This is a genomic window from Mesorhizobium sp. AA23 (assembly GCF_001672435.1).
Classification (GTDB): Bacteria; Pseudomonadota; Alphaproteobacteria; order Rhizobiales; family Rhizobiaceae; genus Mesorhizobium.
Genome location: NZ_LYTP01000023.1, coordinates 500,151 through 517,943, shown reverse-complemented (window position 1 = coordinate 517,943; position 17,793 = coordinate 500,151). Strand labels below are relative to the sequence as shown.

19 protein-coding genes are annotated in these 17,793 nt (G+C 63.6%); 12 read left to right on the top strand and 7 right to left on the bottom strand.

All coding sequences use genetic code 11. The annotated features are described in order from the left end of the window. Positions 1-10 precede the first annotated feature (10 nt). The gene (locus A9K66_RS19130; protein WP_245307584.1) at positions 11-499 is read right to left on the bottom strand and encodes a hypothetical protein; all 489 of its coding nucleotides are present in this window, start codon (positions 497-499) and stop codon (positions 11-13) included. A 250-nt stretch (positions 500-749) separates the two neighbouring features. Between A9K66_RS19130 and A9K66_RS19125 the strand changes: the two genes are divergently transcribed. Then, on the top strand, positions 750-1,274 hold the full coding sequence (locus A9K66_RS19125) for a DUF2314 domain-containing protein (protein WP_348626452.1): 525 nt from the start codon (positions 750-752) through the stop codon (positions 1,272-1,274). A 73-nt stretch (positions 1,275-1,347) separates the two neighbouring features. On the opposite strand, the gene A9K66_RS19120 is transcribed toward A9K66_RS19125, so the two are convergent. Further along, positions 1,348-2,412, bottom strand: a complete 1,065-nt coding sequence (locus A9K66_RS19120; protein ID WP_348626451.1) for a CapA family protein — start codon at positions 2,410-2,412, stop codon at positions 1,348-1,350. A 96-nt stretch (positions 2,413-2,508) separates the two neighbouring features. Here A9K66_RS19120 and A9K66_RS19115 point away from each other — a divergent pair, with 96 nt between their 5' ends. From A9K66_RS19115 to A9K66_RS19085, 6 genes are all read left to right on the top strand, one after another. Further along, positions 2,509-3,762, top strand: coding sequence for a hypothetical protein (locus A9K66_RS19115; RefSeq protein WP_067326620.1), 1,254 nt, complete (start codon positions 2,509-2,511; stop codon positions 3,760-3,762). A 118-nt stretch (positions 3,763-3,880) separates the two neighbouring features. Continuing rightward, positions 3,881-6,958, top strand: a complete 3,078-nt coding sequence (gene uvrB / locus A9K66_RS19110; RefSeq protein ID WP_067326616.1) for an excinuclease ABC subunit UvrB — start codon at positions 3,881-3,883, stop codon at positions 6,956-6,958. Between the two features lie 393 nt (positions 6,959-7,351). Next, entirely contained in the window at positions 7,352-8,878 is a 1,527-nt protein-coding gene (locus A9K66_RS19100; RefSeq protein ID WP_067326610.1) for an ABC-F family ATP-binding cassette domain-containing protein, read from the top strand. A gap of 158 nt (positions 8,879-9,036) precedes the next feature. Next, the gene (locus A9K66_RS19095; protein WP_067326607.1) at positions 9,037-9,219 is read left to right on the top strand and encodes a hypothetical protein; all 183 of its coding nucleotides are present in this window, start codon (positions 9,037-9,039) and stop codon (positions 9,217-9,219) included. A gap of 162 nt (positions 9,220-9,381) precedes the next feature. Next, positions 9,382-9,798, top strand: a complete 417-nt coding sequence (locus A9K66_RS19090; protein WP_066994423.1) for a glyoxalase/bleomycin resistance/extradiol dioxygenase family protein — start codon at positions 9,382-9,384, stop codon at positions 9,796-9,798. A gap of 109 nt (positions 9,799-9,907) precedes the next feature. Then, entirely contained in the window at positions 9,908-10,261 is a 354-nt protein-coding gene (locus A9K66_RS19085) for a DUF1428 family protein (protein ID WP_067326604.1), read from the top strand. A 142-nt stretch (positions 10,262-10,403) separates the two neighbouring features. Here the strand turns inward: A9K66_RS19085 and A9K66_RS19080 are convergent, their stop codons facing one another. Together A9K66_RS19080 and A9K66_RS19075 are read right to left on the bottom strand one after the other, a co-directional pair. Next, positions 10,404-12,044: a sulfotransferase gene (locus A9K66_RS19080; RefSeq protein ID WP_067326601.1), complete on the bottom strand. Its 1,641-nt coding sequence runs from the start codon at positions 12,042-12,044 to the stop codon at positions 10,404-10,406. A gap of 170 nt (positions 12,045-12,214) precedes the next feature. Next, a complete protein-coding gene (locus tag A9K66_RS19075) occupies positions 12,215-12,610 on the bottom strand; it encodes a Kazal-type serine protease inhibitor domain-containing protein (RefSeq protein WP_067326597.1) in 396 nt (131 codons plus the stop codon). A gap of 457 nt (positions 12,611-13,067) precedes the next feature. Between A9K66_RS19075 and A9K66_RS19070 the strand changes: the two genes are divergently transcribed. From A9K66_RS19070 to A9K66_RS19060, 3 genes are all read left to right on the top strand, one after another. Further along, on the top strand, positions 13,068-13,280 hold the full coding sequence (locus A9K66_RS19070; RefSeq protein ID WP_006202520.1) for a cold-shock protein: 213 nt from the start codon (positions 13,068-13,070) through the stop codon (positions 13,278-13,280). Between the two features lie 239 nt (positions 13,281-13,519). After that, entirely contained in the window at positions 13,520-13,732 is a 213-nt protein-coding gene (locus tag A9K66_RS19065) for a cold-shock protein (RefSeq protein WP_006202521.1), read from the top strand. Positions 13,733-13,921: 189 nt separating this feature from the next. Then, the gene (locus tag A9K66_RS19060; RefSeq protein ID WP_066994411.1) at positions 13,922-14,332 is read left to right on the top strand and encodes a BA14K family protein; all 411 of its coding nucleotides are present in this window, start codon (positions 13,922-13,924) and stop codon (positions 14,330-14,332) included. A gap of 66 nt (positions 14,333-14,398) precedes the next feature. On the opposite strand, the gene A9K66_RS19055 is transcribed toward A9K66_RS19060, so the two are convergent. The 3 genes from A9K66_RS19055 to A9K66_RS19050 all read right to left on the bottom strand — a co-directional run bounded on the left by A9K66_RS19055 (position 14,399) and on the right by A9K66_RS19050 (position 16,277). Further along, on the bottom strand, positions 14,399-15,040 hold the full coding sequence (locus A9K66_RS19055; RefSeq protein WP_067326594.1) for an MBL fold metallo-hydrolase: 642 nt from the start codon (positions 15,038-15,040) through the stop codon (positions 14,399-14,401). Between the two features lie 66 nt (positions 15,041-15,106). Beyond that, the gene (locus A9K66_RS30405; RefSeq protein ID WP_156751098.1) at positions 15,107-15,244 is read right to left on the bottom strand and encodes a hypothetical protein; all 138 of its coding nucleotides are present in this window, start codon (positions 15,242-15,244) and stop codon (positions 15,107-15,109) included. Positions 15,245-15,383: 139 nt separating this feature from the next. Beyond that, positions 15,384-16,277, bottom strand: a complete 894-nt coding sequence (locus tag A9K66_RS19050; RefSeq protein ID WP_067326591.1) for a branched-chain amino acid aminotransferase — start codon at positions 16,275-16,277, stop codon at positions 15,384-15,386. Positions 16,278-16,539: 262 nt separating this feature from the next. Here A9K66_RS19050 and A9K66_RS19045 point away from each other — a divergent pair, with 262 nt between their 5' ends. Beyond that, complete coding sequence (locus A9K66_RS19045) at positions 16,540-17,073, top strand: MarR family transcriptional regulator (RefSeq protein WP_067327140.1); 534 nt, start codon at positions 16,540-16,542, stop codon at positions 17,071-17,073. Next, a complete protein-coding gene (locus A9K66_RS19040) occupies positions 17,060-17,779 on the top strand; it encodes a response regulator transcription factor (RefSeq protein WP_059188911.1) in 720 nt (239 codons plus the stop codon). Before A9K66_RS19045 ends, A9K66_RS19040 begins: the two co-directional genes overlap by 14 nt. Positions 17,780-17,793: the final 14 nt, after the last annotated feature.

The following is a 17,793-nucleotide window of genomic DNA, read 5'->3' as shown; positions in this document are numbered from 1 at the left end:
TCAGCGCGCCTTACAGTTTGACCTTCAGCGTCTGCCAGAATTTGTCGATCATCGGTTGCTCGGTTGCGGTGTCCTGATCGCCGATGCGCGTGATGAACAGCAGCCCCTGATCGGCAAGACCGAAGCCGACGATCTCGAGATCGGCCTTGTCGGTACGCGTCTTCACCGTGGCTTTGATGCCGGTCAACTGCTTGCCGTCGGCGAGCTTGCGGGTCGTCGGCTCCTGTATCGGCGTGCCGCCCGCCTGAACCGACTCCTTGGTCATCTCCTGCAGCATCAGCTGATTGAGCGACACCGGATTCATCTTGCCGTATTCCTGCACCACGACGACGGTGCCGAGGGCCGAGGCAGCGAGGTATTGGGTGATGCTCTCGCCGAGATCCGTCTTGGTGACGGAAATGCTGCTCGGATGAACAAAGGAAAACCTGCCGCCGGAGAAAGTGGCGAAGTCGTTGCGGTCGAGCCGCACCCTGGCCGTCTTGCCGCCGGGCAAGGTCACGTCTGCATCCTCGCCGGGATCATCGCCGTGGCACCAAGTTTCATTCGCATGTCCTGTCCTCTCCGGCGCTCGGCGCTTTCGACTCTTTGACGACCGAGAGCGCTTCCGTTCCCGTTACCATCCGCTCGTGACGGATAGACTGACCACCCGGCAAAACCATAGGGGTACCGGAACGCTGCAGACGAAGGCCGCCGCTGGCGCGTCGGAACAATGCAGTGCCTGATTGATAATGCCGGCACGATGCGGGAAGATGAGCGCCTACCTGGAGTTGGGGGGCTTCATGACCTTTGCCGTTCGCGCCACACTAAGCTTGTTACTCGCACTCGCGCCCTTGCCTGTTCGAGCGCAGGACACCGATCAGGGTGACGACAAAACGGTGATGGTAGCCCCGGACGATGCCGAAATGGCGGCGGCGATTGCAAAGGTACGATCCAGCCTGGACGACTTCCTGGCTTTGTCCGACGCGCCGCCGCCGGGAACCGGCAGGTTCAAGCTGAAGGTCATGGTGGTCGACGGACATGCGACGGAGCATTTCTGGGTCATCCCCTTCAAGCGGACCGCCACCGGCTTTGTCGGCATATTGGCGAACGAGCCTAAACTCGTCCGCAACGTGGTATTCGGCCAGAACATCGAATTCTCCAAGGACGATATCTCCGACTGGGGATACACCAGGGACGGCCATCAGGTCGGCAGCTTCACCGTCTGCGTGATGTTCAAGAAAATGTCCAAGGAAGAAGCGGATTACATGCGCACCCAATACGGCTTCGACTGCTGAACTGCATCCAAGGCATACAGCTGCCTTTGCGGCAAGCTCGCCGCGGCCAGTCGGCCCGGTCAGCTGTCGGCTGTCAGCCGGAAAAGATCGCGCTCAGGCGTTCGGTAACCTTCCGCTTCAACAATTCCTCCTTCAGCGCCTCCACCGGCACCAGCTGCTCATGGCCGGCTTTGGCGAGGCGCATGAAGAAATGCAGTTTGTAAGCGGCAATCTTGCCTCGCGCGGCTGCGTCCGTGCGGACGTCGACGACCAGGATCGAACCGATGCGGCCGGGCCATGGCTGCCTGGCAAAAGCCGTGCCGAGGAAGTCGCCAAGACCGTAGGCGACGAGCGCATCGCCGATGCGCTCGAGCGGCTGTACGACATGGGCGTGGTGGCCGGCAATCAGCCGGACGCCGCGACCCGCCAGCCGTCGCGCCAGTGCCCGCGTCGCAGGTCTCGGAAAATGTCGGAACTCCCAGTCCCAATGCGGCACCGCACAGAGCAAGTCGACGTCCGCGAGGATCCCGAGCGGCCATTCGGCCGGATCGCCCGCCATGGAAATCCGCGCCCGAAATTCGGCCTCGTCAGCGTTGCGCCAAAGCGTGAACGCGGCGAAGCCGATCGTCAGCGACCCGGCGGCCTGGTGTTGGACCGGGCCGCCGGCCGCGGTGCCGATGGTGCGGATGCCGAGCCGCTTCAGCGCCGCGACCGTCTCGTCGAAGCCGGCAACGCCCTGGTCGAGGACATGATTGTTGGCGAGCGACAGCACGAGACTGTCACGGGCAATGCCGACGGCTGCCAGCGAATCCGCCAGGAAGCGTTCGCTCATCGCGTGATGCGTGCCAAGCCGCGTGCCCGCCACCGCGCTCGGCCGCTCGACGATCGGGCTTTCGCAATTGCCGACCACGAGATCGGCCGAAGCGAGCAGCGCCGCGATCGCAGGGTCGCATTCCGGCACCCTGCGATTGGCGACCGCCGACAGGTCGCCGATGAAGGCAAGCCGCACAGTTTGCGTTGGCCCCGGCACCATCAGCGTCGCTGCCGGCGCCGCGAAACCGTTTCTGTCGCCGCCAAGCGACGGCTTCAGAAAACGCGGCAGCCACGACAATTTGTAGGAGAGCGGATAATTCGACACGCGATGCCAACCGTTTGCCATCGTGTGTAGACCGTCTACGCGACAGGAGAAAGCTGCAGGCGAAGCGCCGCAAATCCGTATATTGTGGCTGGCGGGATTGGGACGGGAGGATCCATCGTGAAGCGACTGTCGGGCCTTTTGGCACTCACACTCTTGCTGCTCCTGCCGTTTGCTTACGCCAAAGCGGCTAGCCCCGACCCGGCCGCCCTGTTCGAGGCGAAGACCGTAGCGGATCGGAATACTGCCTTGGCGGCACTGGAGGCGGCGGCACCGGGCGATCCGGCATCGGCCTATGCCGCCGGCGCCGGCGAATTCTTTACCGCGCTGGAAATCCTGGCCAGCCGTCTGCATCGGCACGGTTTCGAGAGCCCGCAATCCTTCATGCTGCCGCTGATGCGGCTGCCCGTGCCGGACAATCCCAGTCCCGAGCCGCTGACCTATGAAAAGTTCCGCGCCATCCTGATCGCTTTCCGCGACCGTCTGGAGAAATCCGCCGCCACGCTGGGCTCGGTGCCCGCCGACGCCGATATCGGCATGGTGGTCGACCTCGCCCATGCCGGCATCGATCTCAACGAGGACGGCAACATCGCGCCGGACGAAAGCATCGCCGCGATCATGGCCTCGCTGTCACGCGGCGGCGTCGACGCAAGCGATGCCGCCCCTTCGCTTGCCTTCCGCTTCGACCGCGCCGACGGCTTCTGGCTGCAAGGTTACGCCGAGTTCCTGATGGCGCAGGCCGATTTCTGGCTGGCGCATGATTTCAAAGCCATGTTCGACGGCTCTTTCCACATGCTGTTTCCGCACGCGAAACTGCCGTTGCAGGACGCGCTGGTCCCGCCGGATGGCGGCATGAGCGGCAGCATCTTCGCCTCGGAATGGCGCTTTGCCGACTTCATCTCGCTGGTGCATCTCGTCAACTGGCCGGTGATCGAGCCGGAGCGCCGGAAGGCGGCGCGCAGTCACCTGCTGGAGATGATCCGGCTTTCGCGCGATGACTGGAAAGCGATACGCGCCGAAACCGACAATGACCGCGAATGGCTGCCCGGACCGCAGCAGAAGGGCGTCAACCCGCTCACCGGCCTCGAGGTCGGCGAGGCGCAAGTGCAGGCATGGCTTGCCGCCCTGACCATGGCAGAGGACCTTCTTGAAGGCCGCGTGCTGCTGCCGCATTTCCGCATCATCGGCAAAGGCATCAACATGAAGCGCTTCTTCGACGAGCCGAAACCTTTCGACCTCGTCCTGTCGATCACCGGCCCGGCCATCGCGCCCTATCTCGAAAGTGGAAAAATCCTCACCAGCGACGATTTCAATCAGATTCAGCGCGAGTTCGGCGGCGCCGGCTTCCTGACCTTCGCGCTGTGGTTCAACTGAAACGAAACGGCGCGTGCGACACGCCTCCTGACAGCCTTCTGTCAGCAGGCTCGGCAGCGCGTACCCGCCATTCCACTCCGCTCTTTCCATTTCGGCCGAGTCCTCCCATATTCGAGCAATGGCCAAACGCACCGACAAGAAAACGCCCTCGCCGGCGCAAGAGGGCGCGCCGAAACGGCGCAGTCCGCTGACCGAATTCCTCGACGCCGCCGAGCCCCTGGAGCGCGGCGGCTTCGCCGAAGCACCGCAAAGCGAGTTCTCCGGCGCGCCTCTCACCGGCTCGATCTCCGATTGGGCCGGGCAGATCGAGCGCGAGGCGCAAAAGCAGCCGAAGGCTAAAGCGCCGAAGAAGGTCCCCGAGCGCTCTGCTGCGCCCGGGCGCACGGCGCGCGGCACCTCGATGGGCGGCGCGGCATCGGCGAAAGAACGCGCCGCCGCCGGCCTCAACCCGGTGGCCGGCCTCGACATCAGCCTGGAGGACGCCGAGCAGGTTTCCTCGAGCGGTGTGACCGCGACCGTCGCCGCGCTGTCGAAACTCATCGAATCCGGCAATCCGCTGCACAAGGATGGCCAGCTTTGGACGCCGCACCGGCCTGCCCGGCCGGAAAAATCGGAAGGCGGCATCGCCATCAAGATGGTCTCGGATTTCGAGCCCGCCGGCGACCAGCCGACCGCCATCAAGGACCTTGTCGAGGGTGTCGAGCAAAGCGACCGCACACAGGTGCTGCTCGGCGTGACCGGCTCGGGCAAGACCTTCACCATGGCCAAGGTGATCGAGGAGACGCAGCGCCCTGCCCTGATCCTGGCGCCGAACAAGACGCTGGCCGCGCAGCTCTACGCCGAGTTCAAGAAATTCTTCCCCGAAAACGCGGTCGAGTATTTCGTCTCCTATTACGACTACTATCAGCCGGAAGCCTACGTCCCGCGCACCGACACCTATATCGAGAAGGAATCCTCGATCAACGAGCAGATCGATCGCATGCGCCACTCGGCGACGCGCTCGCTGCTGGAGCGTGATGACGTCATTATCGTCGCCTCGGTCTCCTGCATCTACGGTATCGGCTCGGTCGAGACCTATACGGCGATGACCTTTCAGATGCAGGTCGGTGACCGGCTCGACCAGCGCGCCTTGCTCGCCGACCTTGTCGCCCAGCAATACAAGCGCCAGGACATCAACTTCGTGCGCGGCTCGTTCCGCGTCCGCGGCGACACGATCGAGATCTTTCCGGCCCACCTCGAAGACCGCGCCTGGCGCATCTCGATGTTCGGCGACGAGATCGAGGCGATCACCGAATTCGATCCGCTGACCGGCCAGAAGACCGGCGAGCTGAAGAGCGTCAAGATCTACGCCAATTCGCACTATGTGACGCCGCGGCCGACCTTGAATCAGGCTATCAAGTCGATCAAGGAAGAGCTGCAATACCGCCTGCAAGAGCTTGAAAAGGCTGGCCGTCTGCTTGAAGCGCAACGTCTCGAGCAGCGCACGCGCTTCGACCTCGAGATGCTCGAGGCGACCGGTTCCTGCGCCGGCATCGAGAATTATTCGCGCTATCTCACCGGTCGCCAGCCGGGCGAGCCGCCGCCGACGCTCTTCGAATATGTGCCGGACAATGCGCTGATCTTCATCGACGAAAGCCACGTCACCGTGCCGCAGATCGGCGGCATGTATCGCGGCGACTTCCGCCGCAAGGCGACGCTGGCCGAGTATGGCTTCCGCCTGCCCTCCTGCATGGACAACCGGCCGCTGCGCTTCGAGGAATGGGACGCCATGCGCCCGCTGTCGATCGCCGTCTCGGCGACGCCGGGCGGCTGGGAGCTCGACCAGTCCGGCGGCGTCTTCGCCGAGCAGGTCATCCGCCCGACCGGCCTGATCGACCCGCCGGTCGAGGTGCGCCCCGCCAAGAGCCAGGTCGACGATGTCGTCGGCGAAATCCGTGAGACGACCAGGCTGGGCTACCGTACGCTGGTCACGGTTCTCACCAAGCGCATGGCCGAAGACCTCACCGAATATCTGCATGAGAACGGCATTCGAGTCCGCTACATGCACTCCGATATCGACACGCTGGAGCGCATCGAGATCCTGCGCGACCTGCGCCTCGGCGCCTTCGACGTGCTGGTCGGCATCAACCTGCTCCGCGAAGGCCTCGACATTCCCGAATGCGGCTTCGTCGCCATCCTCGATGCCGACAAGGAAGGTTTCCTTCGTTCGGAAACCTCGCTGATCCAGACCATCGGCCGCGCCGCCCGCAACGTCGACGGCAAGGTCATCCTCTACGCCGACCAGATCACCGGCTCGATGGAACGGGCGATGGCGGAGACCAACCGCCGCCGCGAGAAGCAGATGGAGTGGAACGCGGCCAACGGCATCACGCCGGAATCGGTCAAGTCGCGCATCGCCGACATCCTCGACTCCGTCTACGAGAAGGATCACGTGCGCGCCGACATCTCGCAGTTCACCGACGATGCCGGCGCCATGATCGGCAACAATCTGAAAACCCATCTCGAGGCGCTGGACAAGCAGATGCGCGATGCCGCCGCCAATCTCGACTTCGAGAAGGCCGCCCGCATCCGCGACGAGATCAAGCGGCTGCGCGAAATGGAGCTGTCCATCTCGGACGATCCGCTCGCCCGCTACGCCGACATGGAAAGCCCGGTTTCCGGCCGCGAGAAAGGCAGGCACAACAAGGGACGTGCGGTGCACCGCACCGTCGATGACGACGGCAAGGGCCTGTTCCGCAAGCCGGATCTCGATGAGATGGGCGCGGACGGCGCGGTGCCGGTGAAGAAGCCTCTTTTCGCCAAGCCCTCGATCGACGACATGGGACCGGGCACCGATATGGCAACACCCGCTGGCGCGGTCTCGCGTTCGCTGTTCAAGAAGCAGTCGGCGCAGGAAGCGCATGGCTCCGACTTCGGCATCCCGGGCGATCGCACCGGGTCGCTGTTCCGCAAGAACTCGCTCGACGAGATGACGGTGCGCCGTACCGAAAAACCCGTCGAAGGAACGGTGCCTACGAAGCCACGGCCAATCTCCCCCCTTGTGGGGGAGATGTCCGGCAGGACAGAGGGGGGCGCGAAGGAACGCGACGATAAACCCATCGTCCGCCAGCGCTCTGGCATCGGCTCTTACGAAGACCCAGCCGATGAGCGCCGTCAAAAGCGCCGGCCGAGCAAGACTGGGCGGCCGGGGCACTGATTTCTGAAGAGATTGATGTTGACATGCCGGCGGGACAGCGCTCTGTCCTGCCGGACATCTCCCCCACAATGGGCCCACAAGAGGGAGGTCGGCAGTTTCAGCGCTCCGCTCTGTCCTGCCGCCCCTTGCCATGTCCCCCTCCCGAGGTGTACCCAGTTTCCCAATTCGAACATCTGGAAAGGAGGGCTGCGTGTCTATCGATCACCACCGTCAGCGCGGCCCTGTCTGTGCCCTGCGAGCTTGCTTGCAGGGCTGACCAGGACGGTCCGGGAATTTTCCCCCGCTTCGATTTTTGGTCTGCCCTTCGTGGTGCCGCTGATCTCGGCCTGATGGCCTACCGGCGCACCGTCAAAGTGCATTGAGCCGGGCTCCGGCAAGACCAGAGAAATCGACATGGCCCTGATCAGCCTCAAATCCCTCGGCGTCACCATGAGTGCGCCGCTCTTCTCCAACCTCGACCTCATCATCGGTGCCGGCGACCGGCTGGGCATCGTCGCGGCGAACGGCCGTGGCAAATCCACCCTGCTCAGATGCCTGGCCGGCGAGCTGGACGCCACGAGCGGCGATATCACCCGGACGCGCGGCTTGTGCGTCGGCCATGTCGAGCAATCCGTCCCCGACGCGCTGCTCGACCGTAGCTTCCATCAGGTGGTTGCCGATGCCTTGCCGCCGGAGCAGCTTGGCAGCGAGCTTTGGCGCGTCGACGTGGTGCTGGATTCGCTCGATGTGCCTGAGGACATGCGCGACAGGCCGATGCGGGCCTTGAGCGGCGGCTGGCAAAGGCTGGCGCTGATCGCCCGCGTCTGGGTCACCGACCCGGACGTGCTTCTGCTCGACGAGCCGACCAACCATCTCGACCTGGCCAGGATCAGCCAATTGGAAACCTGGCTGAACGCGCTGCCACGCGATGTGCCGGTGATCATCGCCAGCCACGACCGCGCCTTTCTCGACGCCACCACGAACCGCACGCTGTTCCTGCGCCCGGAAGAATCGCCGGTGTTTTCGCTGCCCTATTCGCGCGCCCGGCAGGCGCTCGACGAGGTCGACGCCTCGACGGCGCGGCGGTTCGAGCGCGACATGAAGGTCGCACAGCAGTTGCGCCGGCAGGCAGCCAAGCTCAACAACATCGGCATCAATTCCGGCAGCGACCTGCTGACGGTCAAAACCAAGCAGCTCAGGGAGCGGGCCGAAAGGCTGGAAGATGCAGCCGTGGCAGCGCATCGCGAGCGTTCGGCCGGCGCGATCCGATTGGCCAACCGCGGCACCCACGCCAAGGTGCTGATCACGCTCGACGACCCGGCGGTCGAAACGCCCGACGGCACGCTGCTGTTCAGGACCGGCAAGCGCCATATCTGCCAAGGCGACCGCATCGTGCTGCTCGGCCGCAACGGTGTCGGCAAATCGCGCTTCATTGCGATGATCCGCGCCGCCATCGCCGAACCGGGGTCGGAAGAAAGCGTCAAGGTGACGCCGTCGACCGTGCTCGGCTACAGCGACCAGGCTCTGTCCGGCATCGGCGCCGACGCCACCCCGCTGGCGATGGTCTCGCGCCGCTTCGAGATCGGCGAGCAGCGCGCCCGCTCGCTTCTCGCCGGCGCCGGCGTCGCCATCGAGATGCAGGAGAAAAGGATTGCCGCGTTGTCGGGCGGACAGCGGTCGAGGCTGATGTTGCTGGTGCTGCGGCTCCTCAACCCCAATTTCTACCTCCTCGACGAGCCGACCAATCACCTCGACATTGACGGCCAGGAAGCGCTGGAGGACGAGTTGCTGAAGCATCAGGCAAGCTGCCTGCTCGCCTCGCACGACCGCTCCTTCATCCGCGCGATCGGCAACCGGTTCTGGCTGATCGAGAAGCGGCGGCTGACCGAAGTCGACAGTCCGGAAGGGTTCTTCCGCTCGGTGGCCGCGACGGAGCGCTGATAGCCACGACAAGGCCGGCCTATACGGGGGGCCGGCCTATACGGGCCGGCTTTCCGGGCGCGCATGAAAAATTCCGGTGACCTGTCGGATTGCCGCAGCATTCCTCGTCCTTGGGATGCCGACACGGTGCTGACGGCACCAACCAGGGAGAGTTTATCATGTCCATCTTGTCATCCATCAGCCGCATCGCCAGCCAATATGCGACGGCGCGCGCCCGCTACCGCAGCGAGCGCATTCTGCTTTCGCTGCCGGCCGACCTGCGCAAGGACATCGGTTTTCCGGAAATTCTCGACACGCGAAACGGCCGCTGCACAGCCACCTTCTCGACCGACGTCATTTGAAAGTGACCAACGGGTTCATGCGACGGTCATCGGCTTCACCGGCTGCGCGGCCGGTCCGGGCCCGGCCCGCTAAAAAAATTCCGCTGCCCGTGTAGGATTGCTGTCGCCTCGTCCGTCTTTTGATCGCAACGCCCAATCAACCCGTGAAGAGGAACACGTGAAATGACCGACCAGAACCCGCCCCGCGCCAAAGTTCTTGGCGGATTGACCCCCTATCTGCAGGTCGACGGCGCCATCAAGGCGGCCGAGTTCTACAAGAAGGCTTTCGGGGCCGAGGAAGTCTTTGCCTATCCGCCGGACGACAAGGGCCGCACCATGCATATCCATCTCTATGTCAACGGCTCGACGCTCATGCTGGGCGACGCCTATCCCGAGCACGGCCATCCGCATCAGGCGGCGCAGGGTTATACGCTCCAACTCCATCTCGGTAGTGACGACGTCGATGCCTGGTGGAAGCGCGCGGTAGACGCCGGCTGCGAAGTCGTCACGCCCCTCCAGGTAATGTTCTGGGGCGACCGCTGGGGCCAGGTGAAGGATCCCTTCGGCGTCGCCTGGGCGATGAACGCGCCGGTAAAATAGGTTTCCCAGCGAGCAAGCGTCGGCCGCCAATCCCAGGGCTGACGCGCTCACCCGCGCCGGGTCGTATCCCCGCCGGCCCGGCGCTCGTTTTCAGCGAAGGAGTTTACCCATGTCCTATGTCGATGGTTTCGTGCTTGCCGTGCCGAAGGCAAATCTTGATGACTACAAGAAAATGGCTGCGAATGCCGGCGCCGTCTGGAAGGAGCACGGCGCGCTCGCCTATGTCGAATGCATCGGCGACGACGTGCCCTATGGCGAACTGACCTCGTTCCCGCGCGCCGTGCAGGCGAAGGACGACGAAGTCGTCATCTTTGCCTGGGTCGTTTACGAATCCAGGCAGAGCCGCGACGCGGTCATGGCGAAAGTGATGGCCGACGAACGTCTCAAGATGGACTGGTCGACAATGCCCTTCGACGGGAAGCGCATGATCTTCGGCGGCTTCCAGCCATTTATCGAGGTTTGAGCACAGCCGATTCGGTCCTCATCCAGGGCGGAGCAGGAGCGGAGCTCCTGCTTCCCCCTGGAATGACGAGGTTGCGAGGCAGCGGCTAATCTCACAGGCCTGCGATGGCTGAGAGCAAGCGGCCTACCAGTCCAACCCGGCTCTATCCGTTCTGGAGCTTGACGAGCAGCGGCTTCAGCCGCTCCCCATAACGCTTCCACAGGTCGACCGAGCCCTGATACATCGGCTGGCGCACCTGCGCGGCCGACGCCGTGCGCACCGGCCGGTCGGTCTCGTGGAACGCCAGCACCTTGTCGTCCCAAGGCAGGCCGAGATGCGCCATCAGCGCCCGCGTCTGGCCTTCCTGATCGGCGACGAAATCCTCGTAGCGGACGTCGTGGACGACGCCGGGCAGAACTTTGTGCCAATGCGCCATGATATCGGTGTAGAGGTTATGGAAATCGGCGAGCTCGCCGAGATCGTAGCCGTAACGATGGCTGTCGCCGCGGAAATGCACTTTGAAGATCGACAGGCACGTGGCCGCGGCGTCGCGCGCGCAATGCACGATCTTCGCCTTCGGCAGCATCATGTGCAGGAAGCCGACCAGCAGGAAGTTGCCCGGCATCTTGTCGGTGACATGGCGGAAGCCCGGATACCGGGCATGCAGCATGTCGATATAGGCCTGCCCGGCTTCGGCAAAGGCCTTGTCCGGCATGTCGGCTATCCCTGAGGGAAAACCGCCCGGCATGCTCATCGGAAACTGCTTGCCGACGACCGACTTCAGGATGCTGAGCTCGCCCGCGCCAAAGACCTGCGGATGGCTGGCGATGATCTGCTCGACCAGCGTCGTGCCGGAACGCGGCATGCCGACGACGAAGATCGGCGTGTCGTCGGAAATGTCGCTCGGCCTGTGCTTTTCGAAGAAGGCCTTGTCGAAGGCCGACTTCATCGCTTCGAACTCGTCGCGCGTTCTCACCGGGTCGTAGTCGATGCCCTTGCGGCGGATCGCATTGCCCTCGGCGAAATAGTCGAAGGCGCGGCCATAATCCTTCAGATCGTCATTGGCCTTGCCGAGGCCGAAGGAAAGCTGCATGCGCGCAAGGCTGTCCTGCGGCGCCTTGGCGTGCTCGGCCTCCATGCCGGCAAGCTCGGCGTCGCGCTCTGTCTGGCGCTTGACCTGGGTCAGCAGAAGCCAGGCTTTCGCCATCGCCGGAGCGATCGCCACCGCCTGGCGGGCAAGATCGGCGGCCTCGGCGAGCTTGCCCTTCTCCATCAGGGCGACGCCCAGTCCGTAGAGCAGCTCGGCATCCTTGGGCCGGATCGACAGCGACTCGCGGAAGAGCGCAATCGCCTCGTCGAGCCGCCCGGCTTCCTGCAGCGTTTCGGCAAGGCCGATGCGGGCGCGGACATGGAACGGGTTGCGGCCGATCGTGCCGCGATAGATCTCCTCAGCGCCATCGAACTGGCCGAGCTGCTTCAGCGACGAGCCGAGATTGTCGCGCGCCGCGAGTTGGTCCGGGCGGATGTCCACCGCGCCGCGGAAGAAATCGACGGCGGCGGCAACGCGGCCGAGGTCGCGCATCACCGTGCCCATGTTGTTGAGGAAATCGGCATTTTGGGGCTGCAGCGTGACCGACTGCTCGATGAGATCCAGCCCTTCCTCGCTGCGACCGGTCTGGTGCAGGAGGAGCCCGAGGAAATGCAGCGCGGCGGCATGATTATGGTGCTGCCCCAGCACCTGCCGGTAAAGCGACTCCGCCTCCTGCCGACGTCCGGCCTGGTGCAGCTGCAGCGCCCGTTGCACATAGGGATCGAGGGGGCTCGCCGATCCTGGCTTGCCGCCCGCGTTTGCCGCTCTTCTCTGATCTCTGTTAATGGGAAACCTGCCGTGTTTGTCCGTCCGCCGGACCTAAGCCAAGCGGGCGGCAGATGCAAGTGTGTGGGCAGCGCTCCGGCGACTTGCCCGCAATACCGCTAGCAAGGCCCGTCGCCGATGATGCGATAGTCCGCCGCGCGGGCCTCGCACGCATTCGGGAAAGTGCGCACCTCGCCGTAGCGTCTGGCGCAGACCGGCGCGTATTCGCGGGTGCAGAAGGTTTGCTCGCCGCCACCGCCGCCATCCCGGCAAGGCCCGTCACGCACGATGCGATACCCTGCCCGCTCCGCCAGGCAGGCATTGGCGAAGGTCTGGCGGTCGCCGCCGCGTCTTGCGCACACTGGTTCGTATTGCATCGTGCAGAGCTGCGGATGCGGCCCCGGCGGACGCGGACGCGGTCCTTCGTCGACGACCACGGTACAGGCCGCCAGCAATGCCGACAGTAGCAGGGCGACAAGGCCCTGCCGCGAAACGATTGCCGCAAGAAATCGCATAGGTCCCTCTCCTATTTGGCTCAGGCGCGATCGCGCCAGCTCGCGCAATTCCTCGCCATTTTGGGATCGAACGCAACCCCGGCTTGTGCTTTGCCCGGGGCGAAATTTATCGCCGGTCGGCTTCTCGCACTGGCCCATGCCCGGCTTTTCACTGGCCGATGACCGGTCATGGCGCCGGGTGTATCGATGGCCTGGCGTTGGGCGCGCCGAGGGCGGCCCGCGGTGCTGTCTTGCAACCATCACATTTCCGTGTAATAAATTTGGTGTTCGGGCATTTGCGACCCGGAGAGCGGCACGTTTTGGACGACCTTTCCCCGATAGTGTGAATCTCTGACGGCCCCGTTTTTCGGCGGGGGCTTTGACCATGCGCGAATGCATGACTGCCGAAGCAACACCGGGATCAGCCCAAGGAAGCGGGCGAGCCCACGAGACTGATACGGGTGAAGGAGTTTCCCCCATGGCCCAGACCGGCACCGTAAAGTTCTTCAACGCCACCAAAGGCTTCGGCTTCATCACGCCTGACGGCGGCGCCAAGGACGTGTTCGTCCACATCTCCGCGATCGAGGCCTCCGGCCTGCGTACGCTCGTCGACGGCCAGAAGGTCACCTTCGACGTCGAGCCTGACCGCATGGGCAAGGGTCCGAAGGCGGTCAACCTCCGCGCCGCCTGAGCGGGCGACGCTGCCTGTCCTTCCGCTGATGAACGGCGCGGCAGGATCATGAATCGGCTTCGCAGGAAGCTTGAGTTTTCGAGGGCGCGACGGTTCCGTCGCGCCCTTTTTTGTCCGGCAAATAGTTGTATTGGCAGGCGAAAACTTTCTCTTGCCGATAGCGCTAAAATAAAGGACAAATTTCCTCTCGGGCAATTTGCCGGCCCGAGACTGACTTGATGGGATCAAAGGAGCTTCCCATGCCGCAGACCGGCACCGTCAAATTCTTCAACCATGCCAAGGGCTTCGGCTTCATCACGCCCGACGATGGCGCGAAGGACGTCTTCGTCCATATTTCGGCCGTGCAGGCGTCGGGCCTTCCCGGTCTTGAGGATGGGCAGAAAGTGACATTCGACACCGAGCCCGACAAGCGAGGCAAGGGTCCGAAGGCCGTCAACCTGTCTATCGGCTAAGCCGGCTCAAGACAGATCCGACGGAGACTGAGCAGGCGGGGCGCTCCCGCAGAGCTCGGAATTTTGTCGAGCCGCGAAATCGTTCGCGCAGTGCCGTTCAGCCTCCGTTCAGCCACGGTCTTCTACTAACCCCTGCTAAAGCCGACCCGCATCCCTGAAATACGCGGGCCGGCGCGAAGGAGACCGAAAATGAACCGAATTCTCAAGACCGCCATTGTGACCGCCGGCGTCGCCGCGACCACTTTGGCCACCTTCTCGGCGGCAAATGCTGATGATTGGCGCTGGCGTCGTCATCATCACAATGGCGGCGACGCCCTTGCCGCGGGCGTTGTCGGCCTGGCGGCGGGCGCCCTGATCGGTAGTGCTCTCAGCAACCCTGGGCCCAGATACTACGATCCCGCCTATGATGACGGCTATTATGTCGACCGCCCCGTTCGCCGCTACTATGTACAGCCGCGCGTCGTCTATGCCGACCGCTATGCCGAGCCGTGGACCCGCGAATGGTACGAGTATTGCTCCGACCGGTACCGCACCTTCAACTCGCGTACCGGCACATTCACGGGCAACGATGGCGAACAGCATTTCTGTGTTGCCAACTAAGACTTACGGTTTCCAGTCCAGGCAAAAGCGCCGCCCTCCAGCGGCGCTTTTTCTTTGCGCAGAGGATCAGGTCAGGAAGGGATTCGTCCGGCGCTCCTCGCCGAAGCGGCCGCCCGGACCGTGACCGCAGATGAAGCCGATATCGTCGCCGAGCGGCAGCAGCTTGTCTTTGATCGCGGCGATCAGCGCGGCGTGATCGCCGCCCGGCAGATCGGTGCGGCCTATCGAGCCGCGAAACAGCACGTCGCCGACATGGGCGAATTTGGCCGCGCGGTTGTAGTAGACGACATGGCCCGGCGCGTGCCCCGGACAATGCAGCACCTCGAACACATGCTCTCCGAACGAGACCGTGTCGCCTTCGCTGAGAAAACGGTCCGGAATGCAATTGCGCACCGGATCGGTAAGGCCGAAGCGCTTGGCCTGGGTCTCGAGATTGGCAAGCAGCGGCCGATCGGCCTCGTGCGGGCCGATGATGTCGATGCCGAGTGCATCCTTCAGATCCATCGCGCCGCCGGCATGATCGATATGGCCGTGAGTGATCCAGATCGCCTTCGCCCTGATCGCGTTGTCCTTAAGCACTGCCACTATCTTGTCGACGTCGCCGCCGGGATCGACGACGACACCTTGTTTGTCGTCCATGTCGAAGAGAATGGTGCAATTCTGCTGGAAGGGCGTGACCGGCACGATGCCGGCATTGAGCTGACCCATGGCTTTCCTTTCGAGGTGTTGCCCTGATGTAGAGGGCACAGCCGACTGCGTCCACCGGTGATCCCTCTAAAAGAAATGGGCGGCCACAGCCGTCCATGGGAAACCTGAAATTCTGCCAAGCCTATTCTTCATCACGGTCATGACCGCGCGCATGATGTCGGTGAGGATGGCGCCGGCGCCGACGATGATGCTTTGTATGCCCATCGCCCTGCCAGTCCCACCGGCTGCTCCGCTGCCGTCGCCGGATCGCCCGCACCCATGAGACGCCGAATTGCTGCGCAGGCGCCTAAATAAAAGGGGCGGCCCGAAACCGCCCCGTTGCACAAAAAGGCTGTGACTATCGCTATTCTGCGGCGATGGCGTGCTTTGGCTGCACCGCGGCAGAATAGTCGTTCATCAACGTCTTGGCGATCTCGCCGACCTCGAATCGGTACGGGCCGATTTCCGAGACCGGCGTGACTTCCGCGGCCGTGCCGGTAAGGAAGCACTGCTCAAAGCCATCGAGCTCTTCGGGCATGATGGCGCGCTCGATCACCTCGAAGCCGCGGTCCTTGGCCAGGCCGATGACGGTGCGGCGGGTGATGCCGTCGAGGAAGCAGTCGGGCGTCGGGGTGTGGATTTTGCCGTCCTTGACGAAGAAGATGTTGGCGCCGGTGGCTTCCGCCACCTGGCCGCGCCAGTCGAGCATCATGGCGTCGGCGTAGCCCTTGGCCTCGGCGGCGTGCTTGGAAAGCGTGCAGATCATGTAGAGGCCGGCGGCCTTGGACTTGGATGGCGCGGTGCGCGGGTCGGGCCGGCGCCATTCGGCGACGTCGAGACGGATGCCCTTCAGCTTCTGCGCCGGGTCGAAATAGCTCGGCCACTGCCAGATGGCGATGGCGCAGTTGATACGGTTGTTCTGCGCCGAAACACCCATCTGCTCGCTGCCGCGCCAGGCGATCGGACGCACATAGGCGTCCTTGAAACCCTGCTTCTTCAGAAGCTTGCGGCAAGCCTCGTCGATCTCGCCGACCGAGTAGGGAATCTTGAAACCGAGCAGGCGTGCCGATTCATGCAGGCGCTCATTGTGCTCGGTGAGCTTGAATATCTGGCCGCCATAGGCGCGCTCGCCCTCGAAGACCGCGCTGGCATAGTGCAGGCCATGAGTCAGCACGTGGATCTTGGCCTCGCCCCATTTGACGAACTCCCCGTTCATCCAGATGAAGCCGTCCAGTTGATCGAAGGGAACGGATGCCATGGAAACCTCCCGCGGGCGGGCGCCCGCCAATCGTTGTGTCTTATGGCCTTTTGTGTCGGCCCTGCTACTGGGTCCGAAACCGCGAGCCTGTGCCTGGAAACGTAGGCGGATATTCAATCCATGGCAAACTTAGGAAGTTCCGGAAAAACGGCTTCCGCTTGCCTTTTCGTTCGCAATCCGCCGAAAAGCTTGTCAAAAATTATCATTTGCGGGAAATTACGTCAACAGTACTGACGTAATTCCCCGCTGGCATGGAGAAATGATGACGGATCGAAGCCCCGCAGCCGGAAAACCGATCAGGACGGCGATCACCGACGAGGACGGCATCGACTTTGCCATCATCGAGCTGTTTTTCTTCGCCTATCGCGACTTCACCTCCGATCCCGACCAGATCCTTGCCGATTACGGCTTCGGCCGTGCCCATCACCGCGTCCTGCATTTCGTCAACCGCAGGCCCGGACTGACGGTTGCCGAGCTGCTCGACGTGCTGAAGATCACCAAGCAGAGCCTGGCGCGGGTGTTGAAGCAGCTGATCGACACGGACCATATCGTCCAGGTGCAAGGGTTGCGCGACCGCCGGCAGCGCGAGCTCTATCCGACTGCCAAGGGCCGCGCGCTGGCACTGGCGCTGGCACGGCCACAGTCGCGCCGCATCCGTGCTGCATTGGAGGATTCCGGGACCGCCGAGCGCGCCTCGATCGAGAGATTCCTCGAGGCGATGGTCAATCCGGAACTTAGAGCGCAGATCGACATTGTGCCTGCGCAAACATCGGGGAAGAAAAATGGAGACCACTGAGAAGGTTGATCATCCGGCAGCGCCCGGCGATGATGCGCCGCATCTGCTGGTGGTCGACGATGACACCCGCATTCGCAATCTGCTCAAGCAATATTTGTCCGAGAACGGTTTTCGGGTCACCGTTGCCGGCAACTCCGGCGAGGCCCGGCGCAAGCTCGCGGGGCTGGACTTCGACCTGCTCGTGCTTGACGTCATGATGCCCGGCGAAACCGGCGTCGACCTCACCAAGGCGCTACGGGCCGAGAAGAACGTGCCGATCCTGATGCTGACGGCGCTGTCGGAAACCGACAGCCGTATCACCGGGCTCGAGGCCGGCGCCGACGACTATCTGCCGAAGCCCTTCGATCCGCGCGAGCTCATACTGCGCATCAACAACATCCTGCGCCGCGGCGGCCCGGCGGCGACGCCGAAAGTCGAGCAGCTCGTCTTCGGCCCCTACACGTTCCAGATCGCCAAGCGCGAACTGAAGCGTGGCGGCGAGGCGCTGAAGCTGACCGACCGCGAGCAGGAAATCCTGGCGATCTTCGCCGCCCGGGCGGGCGAAACCATACCTCGGCACGAGCTCGTCGGCGACGAATCGGATGTCGGCGAGCGGACCATCGATGTCCAGATCAACCGGCTGCGCCGCAAGATCGAGCGCGATCCGTCAAATCCGGTGTGGCTGCAGACCGTGCGCGGTATTGGGTATCGGCTCAGCGTGGAATAACATGCTCGCAGACG